A 12,004-nucleotide genomic window follows, 5' to 3' on the forward strand; every position below is an offset into this window, starting at 1 on the left:
GGATGAACTCCGCCCCGACCGAACCAGCTGTATCTATCGTCATCGCCGCCTACTGCGCTGAAAATACGTTAATGCGCGCGGTGCGTTCTGCTAGCGCCCAAACAGTCCCGGTCAGAATTGTGATCGTCGACGATTGCTCGACGGATGCGACCTACGACATCGCGATGAAACTGACCCGGTCAAGCGCCGACATTCAGGCCTACCGGATGGATAAAAACAGCGGGCCGGGTGCGGCCCGAAACTTAGGGTTCGCAAAGTGCACAACGCCATGGATCGCGATTTTGGATTCTGACGATTTTATGGCCCCTGACCGGATTGAAAAACTGTTAACCCAAGCGGTCGCGGGCGAACTCGACCTGCTCGCTGATGATATCTACCGTGTGACGGATACTGATCTTACTGCGACCGACCAGCCACTTTTTGGTGAAGGTGACGGCGGCCTGCGTAATTTGAGTTTAGAGCATTTCGTCGCAGGCAATTTGCGGGAGGCTACAGGCGAAAGGGGCCAACTCGGGTTTGTGAAACCTATCATGCACAGACAGTTCTTGATTGATAACGGTTTGACCTACGCGCCCAATATGCGTCTGGCCGAGGATTATCTGCTTTATGCACAAGCACTGATCGCGGGAGGTAGGTTTTGTCTCACAGATCCTTGCGGATATTTTGCCGTGTTTCGCGCAGATTCGCTCAGCTCAAATCACAGCACGGCAGACCTTGGCGCCATTGTTAAAGCTGATGATCAACTGCTGGTTCATCCTGATTTATCATCAACAGAACGCGACGTGATCTTGCAGCACCGTCTTGAAACACACACGGAATGGGCGTGGCGACGGCTGATTGACGCAGTCCGTCTACGCGACGTCCCTGTGATGTTTGCGGTAATGTACGAGCACCCCAAAGTGACCTTGTCTTTGATGCGAAAACTGTTCGCACAAGCGGTGAAACGTCTCAAACGACGGCTGACACCTGGACATCGCATTCCCAGATCGCGCTAACAATCACCCTACGCCGCTTGGCTCGTCGCCATGATCTGTTCGATCAACTGCCGCAATTCGCCCGGTTTCTCCACAAACACATCTCGCGGCAGCGCCATGAGATTGCGACTGCATGCTTCAATCTCGCATCTCGCGCTCAGCAGTCGCTTAACCAGAGCAGGAACAGTGTGCTCCGCAGGGTCGCGAAAAGCCCACCCAGATTGCCAATCCGAGACCACCCTTGCGGTTTCAGTGCCCTCCAAGGTGAGCGCGGGAACGCCAAAAAATCCACCTTCATAAATTCTATTCGGGATTTGCCAGATCGAATTCTGGTCAGATTCAAACCAATCGGCCGCCCAAATCAAATCCAACCCAGTGTAAACATCAGCCACCTCTGTCGCTCGGTCATACGGGCCGAAGTAGGTCATGCCCTTGGCCTGCGAAATTTCGGCAGCGAAGTCAGGAAAAACTGTGTTGGCAGGATAACCGTGGATCACGATTTCAAGATGCGGTGAGAACATGCCCCCCAATTGTTTTAGCAAATTCATAGACTTGCGACACCTTAAATTGCCGACCCAACCCAGTTTGATCGGGCCTTGCTGCGCAGTCGGGAGTTGCTGCTGACGTTCGTCTACGTCGTCCGCAGCCAGCCTGTTGGCCCAATAATACCGTTGGTAGTCCCCCGGATGATACACATCGAAGTAGTTTTCGATGTAACGCGGTGACGAATAAACCAACGCATGACTACGCCTCATCAACGCCCTCTCTAACCGTCGCAAAGCTTTAGACTGTGCGCTGTTACCGATCATCTTTGGATGGATATCCAACACCTCGTAAATGACGGGGACCCGAAGCTTGTGAAACCGTCGAAATGCATGTGCACAGGCGAGCATGTCCAGATTACGAGCATAAATCACATCAATCTGATGCAACTGCGGAAAAGTCTTTGCCGATAGAAACCCGCTTTTCATCAACGTCAAAACACGCGTGAAATAAGCGCCATCTTGCGTCGTTCCCAAGGAAATAAGATCGCTTTCGTCTGGCCGAACAGGACCACGATGCGGCATGATTTTGACCACATCCATGCCAGATGCAGCAAAGGCATGTGCGCGTTTGCGAACCGTGGGCTCGTTTGAATTATGCCCAAAAAACACGATTTTCACCATAGCACCTCGCACTCAACCCTCTTTGCGTGTCACGCCAGACTCCACGAAATTCCAGGAAACGTCGTCGCCGTTACACACAGCTACTCAATACTTGTATCGATCATTTCTGACCTATCCATAAGCGGTCAGGGGTATTGTCCGCCTTTCGTTCACATCAGATCCAGCGGAATCAGGTGTCATTTTCAAGCCGGTGCGCGTCAAAATGGCCCCCAAGCGCATCACCGTTGCAAAATCACGGTGAACCAACGCTCTGCGCACCGACCAGATCAACCCGCGACCAAGGCTGCCTACAATTTGCTGGCCGATCGGGCTTGAACGGGACAGTTTGGTCAGTCTGCGCAACTGATTGCGGTCGATGCGGACGCCCTGCTTGCCCGATACAGCACGCCGACACATCGCAAATTCGACCGGTCCAAGGGGTGTATCCTGGGCGAGTTTTTCGCCCTTCAGCAAATCATCAATCGCAAAATCCCATAAGTCGTGTCGCGCGAAAATACAGGCCCGTTCGATGTATGCCGCACGCAGCACTTTCTCCGCATCGCCTTCAAACATAGCAGCAATCAGCATGATCGGGATCTGATCGCGCAACCCTTCAAACACAATACGGTCCTGCGCTGCCCAAACACTTTCCACCTTGGCGATACTATGCCGTGCCGACGCAGGCCCTCGGTCGCCGTCATGTTTGCGCTGCAGAAACATAACGTCCTCTGACATGTGTAACGGAAATTTGGTCGCGAGCCTCACAATCATGTCGTAATCTATTGATCGCACAAGGTTTTCATTGAACGGACCGACAGTATCATAACATGCTCGCCGCACCATGGTGGCATTTTGGAAAAGGTAAATATCCTCGAGCAAGTGACGCAGCGGTGTGCCGTCCGACAGATCAGGCCAATATCCCGGCCCGCTTTTCTCTTGGCCGTGATCTGTATCACAAAACCGTTCATATCCGCCCCCTGAAATTCCTATCTCAGGGTTGCGATCCAGCACGGCGGCCAGTTTTTCAGCGGCATGGGGCAATGCGATGTCATCATCATCACAAACCCAAATGTAGTCACCCGTCGCATGTGACATGGCCCCATTCAGTGCTGCACATTTGCCAGCGTTGTCTGCGTGGACATAGGTCAGATTCGGTATTCGTAATCCGTCGACCACCTTATCGGTGCCATCTGACGAACCGTCATCCCAAACAATAACTTCATCAACGGGGCGCGATTGTTTCTGCAGCGCCAAAAGCGCATCGCGCAAGTAATCCTTACGATTGTAAGTTGGTACAATTACAGAAATTCTGGACACATAAGCCCCTAACGTAGTCTAAATGGGTATAGTGAAATTATTAATATTGATTCGCATATTTATAATACGGTCCCATTATGAGGACTTTGTCCCATCTCGAAAGAGTTTTGACCATTTTATAGCCTAAAAGGCTGGATTTAGTTTTTTCGCTAAATCTTATACCCCAGCGCATTATTATCTGCGGGGTTGATAACATTGAGTGATCAGCGTCCAGAATATTATCTTAGGCGCATTGTTTTGGTGAGGTAAGTTATTTGCTGATGTCGGCTTTAGATCAGACTGACAAGGAATTTGCGAGGCGCCGCTACCCTGACTTTATCATCGGGGGTGCGCCCAAATGCGGAACGACGTCGCTGCATTTTATTCTGGATCAACACAAAGACATCTCAATTCCGCACGATGAGGTGCATTTTTTCGATGCGGACGACCCAATCTCACATCCCGATTTTCTGGCCGCGCGAAACAACAAATTGTTGTGGTGGGACCCCGGTTCTGCCAATGTAAAACACCTTGCGTGGTACGCTACGCGCTTTTCAAATGCTAAAAAAAATCAAATAGTTGGCGAGGATTCGACCACCTATCTTATGTCCGAAGTTGCGCCCCGCCGCATACAAGCATTACTACCTAACGTTCGTATGATTTTCATGCTACGCCATCCAGTTAATCGCGCTTATTCCCAATATTGGCACTTGGTGAAAACCGCGCGCACAACACTGAGCTTTGAAAAAGCACTGCTACAGTTTCCACAAATTATTTTGGGTTCAGGGTATTATGCGGGCCTGCTGCGATTCATTGATGTGTTCGGCCCGAACCAAGTGAAAATCTGTCTTTTCGAGGATTTTCAAAAGGATAATCAGGCTGTTTTGGATGATGTGGTTCGTTTTCTCGGTGCCGATCCGTTTCAGATAAATCCAGAAAAATCATGGTTTAACAAAACAAGATATCCATCCAACCTTACCCTACAACGAGCTGCGAATGTGATCGGCACACCTTTGGTCCGGCGCAAATACTTGGCGCACATGGCGCAGTCTGGCGAGCGCAGTCACCGTATTACAAAGAAGCTGCATTATTGGTGGTTCAAACACGTGAACGCACGTTTGATGACCGCTGAAAAAGCCAAACCCATGGCACCAGAAACACGCTTTTATTTGGAAGAACATCTATCGGCACGAAATGCTGGTTTGTCGAATTTGATCGAACGCGACATGTCGCAGATATGGCAAGGTATGCGATGTTGAAAGCCGCCGAATTAGGGTCAAGTTGAGCCTGATTTTGAGAAATCACCGCAATCTGCTAATCTATAGTAATACTTGAGGGTTTGAGCGTGAATAAACGGGCAAGAGGTCTTAATTTTATTTTGGACGATCCACTGGATTATAAGCCAAGGCAAAATGCATTAAGCGTCGTCGATGTCCTTATGTTTTTGCGCAGACGCTGGTTAATGATCGGCGTTATTTCGGGGTTAGTGGTTCTGGCCACGGCCGCGATGCTAACGACTATTCAGCCACGCTATTCCGCAACGTCCGAATTAACTCTGATCGACCAACGCCAACAAAGCATTCCAATTGCGGACCTTTTATCGGGTGTGCCGCTTAGTCGTCAGCTTGTTCAGCAAGAAATCACGACGATGCAGTCGAAGGCCTTCATGATCGATGTGGCAAAGAGGTTAGAAGCTGAGAATGGCTCCTTGGAATTGGAAACGCCACAAGCGCCGATCCTGCCTGTGCGCCTGCTACGAAGCGCAAAGCGCGTGGTGTCGGGCTTCATTTCACCCGCGCCCATGAAACCCAGCCTCCCCGCACAGCCTGTTGCGGCAGCGCCGGACGTCATTGATGACGCAAACGCCGACCTCGTGTTGACGCCGCGCTTTGTGCCTGATGATGCCTTTCTTATCCTTGCTGCCGATCAAGAAAAGTATGGTGCGACCGCCGATCAGTTAAGTGGGATGCTCAACATCTCACAACTTGGAAATGGCTATGTCATTCGCGTTTCCGCGCTATCCATCAACCCAGTACTTGCGGCGCAAATTGCGAACACGGTTTCGTCTGAATATGCCCGTTTTAGCTTAAATATCCGCGGTGAATCCATTGAAGAGCAGGTTCAACTTCTTAGCGCCCGAGTGGATGAAATGGGGCAAAATCTGGAAGAAGCCGAAACTGCGGTTGTCGCGTTTCAAGAGCAGGTGATGGGCGTTAACGACACCAGCGCAGAACGGTTAGACCGCGAAATCGCAAGTCTTGCGAATAGCTTGATTGACGCGCGCGCCGATGTCCTGCGCGCGGAGGCTAGTTCTGACAAAGTTGTTGAAATCATCGCGTCCGAAGGTCCGATTGCGGCTGCTAATGTCCTAAGCTCGCCGATCCTATCGAATGTCCGTGCCGAACTATCCGGACACCGGATCGAACGCAGTCGCGCTGTGGAACGTTTTGGCCCTCAATCGAGCCAAGTGTCTGGGATCGACGCGGTCATCAACCGTATTTACGAAGAAATCGAGGTCGAAACCGCTCGGCTGCTTGCCGAACATGAAACCAAAGTGGACATCGCAAAGAGCATCGAGAACTCCATTGCATCCGAACTGGAGCGGTCTGAAAACACCGTCTTGTCGCGGTCGCGTAACATGGTCGAATTGGCCAAATTGAAACGGATCGCCGATGCAAACCGCATTGCCTACGAAGAATTCCTGAGTATCGCGACGGAATCCGCACAGTACCGTGCACTGCAACAGCCAACTATTCGCCCATTGTCCTTTGCCGAAATTCCGTCGACACCAAGTTCACCAAGGACGCTCATGACCTTGGCCATCGCAGGGCTAAGTAGTCTTGTGGCGGGTCTCGGCATTGCGATCTTGATTGAGACAATGAACGATAAGTTCAAAACCACTCGACAGTTGCGAGATATATCAAGACGCCCTGTGATCGGCAGCTTTAGCGAGGTCAAAAAAGGAAGAATCGCGCAGCTACGCGAATTTATCGCCTACGGAGACCGCAAACATGTCCCACAGAAGTTCCAAACCGCGATCCAAGAAGGCCACGGCGTCGCGTCATTTATTCAACATGCCATGAATAGCGGAAAGCAAACGGTCGTTGTTTCTTCGGCCATCGCGGGCGAAGATGCCTCGCTGGTTGCCATGCTTTATGCCAATGCGCTTGCTGATCGGAACCAAAAAGTCATCCTGATGGATGCGTGCGGTAACTGGAACCAGACCGTCAATGGGCAGCAGGTCTCTGAAGACAAGACCGAGGCGAATACCGAGTCCGGTAATCTTCAGATCGTCACAACATCCGCGACGCTTCATGTTCTGAAGTTCCTGAATGACGAAACACCCGCGCTAAGCTATCTGTCGGACAAGCAAATCTACGATATCCTTGAAACTGTATCCGGGGTCTACGACTACATTGTGATCGACGCGCCGCCCATTTTGTCGTCCGCCGGCGCCCTACGTTTTGTGAAAGCCGCCGACACGTTGGTGATAGCATCAAGGTGGAACGCGACACCGCGCCAAACAGTCGAAACGTGCATTGAAAAGCTGAAAGATGTGGCCGCGCTAAACGTGTTGATGGTGATGACGCAAGTAAAACGACGCATTGAACGCAAATACGAATATGTCGGTTACAGCAAAACGATGAAACACGATGAGGCGCTGTTATGATCATCCCGTTTCAATGGATCATGCGGTGTCTTGGCTACCTGTGTTTGATCGCAGTACCGATCATAGCTTTCGCCGATGACTATCGCTTGGCGCCTGACGACGTCGTCGCCTTGCGAATTTCAAGCTGGGACGAGGCGACAGCCAGCTACACGCCGATGACGGTGATTGACGGCGATTATCGGATCATGGCGAACGGACGCATTTCCTTTCCAATTGTAGGAACCGTCGACGCGGGCGGGCAGACTGTCGACACCCTAGGCGACCAGATAGCTGAAGCGTTACAATCAAACGCAGGGCTGTTTCAATTGCCCGAAGTGTCGGTGCAGATCGCCCAGTACCGCCCGTTTTATGTGCTTGGCGCTGTGAACAATCCTGGTGCATATCCGTGGCAACCCCAGCTGACCCCGATGAAGGCCATCGCGCTGGCAGGGGGCCAAACCCGTCTCAGTGTCGAAACCATGGACGAAACAAACGGGATCAGGCAATTCACGTCACTGCGAGGCACCCAAGTTGAATTGGCACGCCTCAAAGCACGCGCCGCACGTCAAGAGGCTGAACTTTCAGAGGCCGCCGACATCACATTTCCCGATCCGTTTTTCCATCCGGATGGTGCTGCATTTGTGGGGCGGCTGAAGGAAGAAGAACGATCTATTCTCGCGCTCCGCAGGGAAACGCTGGACCGCGCCACAAATTCAAATGCCGCGTTGATCGCGCTATACAAGACGGAACTCGCCGGTTTGGAAACCAAGCTGGCTGGACTGCGACGCCAACAAGAAGTCGCGCTGGATCAGTTGGAAAACCTCAAAGGTATTGTCGCGAGCGGAGCAGTTCCTGCAAACCGACTGATTGCTGCTGAGCAAGGGATCGCGGACCTGAACGCGGAAGAATTAGACTTGAACACGGCTATGTTTCGGGCACGTCAACGGATCGGTGAGACCGAGCGCGATCAGTCGCAAATGGTTGATAATCGACGCGAAGACACAATGACAGACCTACAGAAAACCCGCCACAGCATCGCGCTAGAGACAACGCGAGAACAAATGTTTTCCCAGTTGGGTGCGTTGAACGGTGTAACGTCCATCGAAACTGCGTTCGATTTGGTTTTAAGTGTGCGTCGTGATGTGGATGGTACGGTCACAGTGCTGGTCATCGGCCCTGACGATCCGATCCTCGCAGGGGATGTTTTCGAAATTGAACTCGTCTCGAAATCCGCCACGCAATAGGCCTTTTAATTGCCTGACTTCAAGTCACTGCACTGCGGGCTGGATAAATTCTGCGCCTCGAACGATGCGCATTGCACAACGGCGTAACCCGTTGCATCCGCTTCAGCCTCACCAGCCCAATTCGCCTGTTTGGCGCCCCCTGTCCACAAGTCGAAATATATCTTGGCCGGCGGCAATGGCACCTCTGAAGGCTCATCGATACGGAACAGCTCGATGTCGTTCATGTACCACGTGATCCCGTCTTCGTGCCATTCAAACGCGAACAACTGAGGTTGTTCACTGGTATCGAGACCAACATCAACCGTAACCGGTTCTGCCATCGGTTGCCCGTCGCGATACCGATTGAGGTGCACCTTGTGTGTATCTTGACCCAAAACCTCGATATCGAGCTCTTCGTGGGTGTCGCCAAAATGTGGTCCTGTGTAGATGTAGAAGGCGGAAATCAGACCCGCGCCCTTGGCCGATTGCAGGATGATTTCATAGCGCCCGTAGCCGTACCAACCGCGCCGCTGAATCTGCCCGCTCAGGAAGGGTTTCGTCGTTAACCCAGCTTCGATGAATGTGGCCGGATCTTCGCGGAAATCTTCCAGAGGTACGAGGTTTTGATCGGCGGCAGCGAAAAGCGCGATTTCAACGCCAACAGGGCTAAATGCAACATTCGATTTACGCCAAGCAGTTTGCATCCATGTTTCTTGATGATCATATTCAGCGATCCACCACTCCGGCAGTTGCCCGGTCAACCCAAAGACGGTGCGAAACGGCTCACCCATGTTACGTTGTCGTTGCTCTGTCTGCGCCGAAACCGACGTCGCAGCCATACAGAGCACCAGTCCAGCAGCCGATATAGGCGTACGGTAATCATTGATAAACATTGTTAAAAATCCCATTTCAGTAAATTGATTTCTGCCTGAAATACCTCTTCCACTTTTGATTTTTGGCCCGCGTTAAAAACTTCTTGATATGATCGGCGGTCTTGACGGATACCGCCCTTGGCGTTGGGCAACCTATCAAAAGGAATATCCAATTCAGCAAATAACGCGGATAATTCTTGGCTCAGCCGATCATATCGCAAAATGCGGTCGACGATGACCGTACCATCCACATCGCAGTAAAATGGTGCATTGTGGCAAAAGATACCCTTTTCCAAATACGCATCAAGCGTCAAGTTCGGCGTGTAATGCCGATGCCATGCTGCATTTTGGAACATGTGAAAGTGCGATAGCGTCTTGTCCCAAGGGTTTCGCTCAACGCAAACCTTTAGATAGTTGTCCCAAATTGGTCGCGGCATCCGCGCTCTGGCAAAGCGGGCGGGTATATGATTATAAAACCGCTTACGCTTAGCCAACTCTTCGCAGTTTTTTACGAAATCAGGCTTGCTACGCGCACCGCGCAACGGATTGAACCACCCTCTAAAGTTGCGATAAGAATTGCCCTCAACTGCTGGAAATATTGGCGTGATCACGTCGTCCGGTCCGCAATGCTTGGACAAGGCTAGCTCAACGCTGGTGCCCGCCGTTTTTAACGTCTTGATAAAGATCAGTTTGTGTCGATGGGAAACGATCATGCAAACTTCCAATGACTATCGTATAATAAAAAATTGGGTCGTAGAAAAATAAGGCCGTCTTAATTTGTTCGATCTTTTCTTAATCGCCAGATCCGATCAATAAATTCTTGCCGTTTGCTAAAATTTTTGAGGCTCGGACGTCATCAGTTAATTGCCATCACATATAGAATCAGGACCGTGCCCAGTCGCATGATATCAACTTTAGTGACAAAATGCTGAAAATGTCTTACACTTGGCGTGCTGACAATTTTTAGCACGCGTGATCAATTTTCGATCCAAGGTATTTTTATGAATAAGGCAAAGACAAAAATCTGTGTCTGTGGATGTACATTTCGAAGGCCAAAAGGCCTGCGTGATCTGATTTCGTCCTATAAGACCATCATCCCCCCTGAGGGCGTCGATTTAAGATTTGTTCTTATCGACAACGACGTAAACCCGTCGTCCCAAGAACAGATTGAAACCGCAGCAAAGGATTTTCCGTGGCCTTTGCAATACGTGCACGAACCTGATGCGGGCATACCGATCGCCCGCAACCGTGCGCTGACTGCTGCTGGACGTGACGGATATGTAGCGTTTGTCGATGATGATGAGACAGTCACGCCCACTTGGCTGACTGAACTCTACCGCGTCGCCACAGAAACCAACGCAACCTTTGTGCAAGGACCCGTCCGCATGACGGTTGAAAAGCCCGAGGATCGTTGGTGGCTTGATACAATTTTCTTTCGCCAGAAAGAATTTGCTGACGGCGCTAGCCGCCACGAAAGCTGGACCAACAATGTCCTGATCGATCTCGACTTTATTACCCGTAAAAAATGTCGATTCGAAAACCGACTGCGCTACGACGGAGGTACTGATACCCTGTTCTTTCGCGATATCATCGCGTGCGGCGGCAAGGGGTTCTATGCCGCTGATGCCTGGGTTCAAGAAGTGCAACCGCCCGGCCGCCTGACGTGGAAGTGGGCGATCAACAGGCAATTCCGTTACGGTTCAACGCGGGCGATGACCGCTTTACTGCGCAGGTCCAGACCCCAAGCCACATTATATTGCCTCGCCCGCGGGACAGCGATCGCGGGCGTCGGGTTGGCCATGATGCTCACCGCAGTGGTGAAGGGCAAACGTGGCTTTGCGGATGGGATCGCCCTACTGTCACGGTCCGCCGGTATCCTGTCCGGCATGGTGGGCCACCGCACGCTGGAATATGCGCGGCCAGCAGCATGACGAGCGACATCGATATCGCAATTTGCACCTTCCGGCGCGCGCATATCGTTAACACGCTTGAATCGGTGGGTCAGATTTCGCCGCCTGACGGGTTAAATATTCGTATCATTGTTGTCGACAACGATGATACGCCATCCGCTAAGGACATGGTGTCAGCGTGTAACCTGCCCTTTGCTGTAACCTATCTTCACGCACCTGGCCGCAACATTTCCATTGCGCGCAATGCCTGCCTCGATGCCGCAACGGCCCCTATTGTTGTTTTTATCGACGATGACGAACTCGTAACACAAAACTGGCTGACAAATCTCGTCACCGAACAACAGCGGTCCAATGCAGATGTGGTGCTTGGCCCTGCGCGGGCAATCTACGCAAGCACCGCGCCCAGGTGGATGCAAAGACGTGAGCATCATTCCTCAAGTGCGACCTACGTCGACGGCGAAATCCGTAGCGGTTACAGCTGCAACACCTTACTGATGCACCACGCGCCCGCAGTTGCCGGCCTGCGATTCCGCCTTGATTTAGGCCGAAGCGGCGGTGAAGACACTGTATTCATTTCCAGCATTTACCAGCGTGGCGGCAAAATATCCTATGCCTCTGACGCGCTTGTCACAGAGGCGGTTCCACCGGCGCGTGCCAAATTCATGTGGTTATTGCGGCGCAAGTTCAGATTTGGCCAGACCCACGGGCTGATGTTAAAAGAAGGTATTTTAGGCCAGCGCTTGCGCCCGCGCCGCGACGTCCCTGTCGTGATGGGCAAGGCGTTTTGCTGTTTCGGCATGGCAATATTAACGGCACCTGTGATTGATAAATCGGCATCATGGCTGCTGCGCGGCACTTTGCATGCCGGTGTCATTTATGAATTTCTGGGCGGCAAATCACTAGAGATTTATGGCACCGATCAGCCAACTTAGGGC

General features: G+C 51.7%; 10 protein-coding genes. 6 read left to right on the top strand and 4 right to left on the bottom strand.

Annotated elements, in window-relative coordinates; all coding sequences use genetic code 11:
• The first annotated feature begins 2 nt into the window (after positions 1–2).
• A complete protein-coding gene (locus FHS72_RS04305) occupies positions 3–995 on the top strand; it encodes a glycosyltransferase family 2 protein (protein WP_183526083.1) in 993 nt (330 codons plus the stop codon).
• Between the two features lie 8 nt (positions 996–1,003).
• Here the strand turns inward: FHS72_RS04305 and FHS72_RS04310 are convergent, their stop codons facing one another.
• Positions 1,004–2,128, bottom strand: a complete 1,125-nt coding sequence (locus FHS72_RS04310; protein ID WP_221235344.1) for a glycosyltransferase family protein — start codon at positions 2,126–2,128, stop codon at positions 1,004–1,006.
• 123 nt (positions 2,129–2,251) lie between these two features.
• A complete protein-coding gene (locus tag FHS72_RS04315) occupies positions 2,252–3,436 on the bottom strand; it encodes a glycosyltransferase (protein WP_183526089.1) in 1,185 nt (394 codons plus the stop codon).
• Positions 3,437–3,696: 260 nt separating this feature from the next.
• On the opposite strand from FHS72_RS04315, the gene FHS72_RS04320 reads away from it, so the two are divergent.
• The 3 genes from FHS72_RS04320 (at position 3,697) to FHS72_RS04330 (ending at position 8,308) form a co-directional block, all read left to right on the top strand.
• Positions 3,697–4,674 (top strand): sulfotransferase family protein, encoded by a 978-nt coding sequence (locus tag FHS72_RS04320; protein WP_183526092.1) that lies wholly within the window; start codon positions 3,697–3,699, stop codon positions 4,672–4,674.
• A gap of 203 nt (positions 4,675–4,877) precedes the next feature.
• A complete protein-coding gene (locus FHS72_RS04325) occupies positions 4,878–7,085 on the top strand; it encodes a GumC family protein (protein ID WP_183526095.1) in 2,208 nt (735 codons plus the stop codon).
• The gene (locus tag FHS72_RS04330; protein WP_183526098.1) at positions 7,082–8,308 is read left to right on the top strand and encodes a polysaccharide biosynthesis/export family protein; all 1,227 of its coding nucleotides are present in this window, start codon (positions 7,082–7,084) and stop codon (positions 8,306–8,308) included. Before FHS72_RS04325 ends, FHS72_RS04330 begins: the two co-directional genes overlap by 4 nt.
• Before the next feature lie 5 nt (positions 8,309–8,313).
• Here FHS72_RS04330 and FHS72_RS04335 read toward each other — a convergent pair whose 3' ends face one another.
• The gene (locus FHS72_RS04335) at positions 8,314–9,180 is read right to left on the bottom strand and encodes a family 16 glycosylhydrolase (protein WP_183526101.1); all 867 of its coding nucleotides are present in this window, start codon (positions 9,178–9,180) and stop codon (positions 8,314–8,316) included.
• 2 nt (positions 9,181–9,182) lie between these two features.
• Positions 9,183–9,872 carry a hypothetical protein gene (locus FHS72_RS04340; protein ID WP_183526104.1) on the bottom strand — a complete coding sequence of 230 codons (690 nt, stop codon included), beginning with the start codon at positions 9,870–9,872 and terminating at the stop codon, positions 9,183–9,185.
• 288 nt (positions 9,873–10,160) lie between these two features.
• On the opposite strand from FHS72_RS04340, the gene FHS72_RS04345 reads away from it, so the two are divergent.
• Positions 10,161–11,090, top strand: a complete 930-nt coding sequence (locus tag FHS72_RS04345; protein WP_183526107.1) for a glycosyltransferase family 2 protein — start codon at positions 10,161–10,163, stop codon at positions 11,088–11,090.
• Positions 11,087–12,001, top strand: a complete 915-nt coding sequence (locus tag FHS72_RS04350; protein WP_183526110.1) for a glycosyltransferase family 2 protein — start codon at positions 11,087–11,089, stop codon at positions 11,999–12,001. The genes FHS72_RS04345 and FHS72_RS04350 overlap by 4 nt, the downstream gene beginning before the upstream one ends.
• Positions 12,002–12,004: the final 3 nt, after the last annotated feature.

Origin of the sequence: Yoonia ponticola (genome assembly GCF_014199395.1) — a bacterium.
GTDB lineage: Bacteria > Pseudomonadota > Alphaproteobacteria > Rhodobacterales > Rhodobacteraceae > Yoonia > Yoonia ponticola.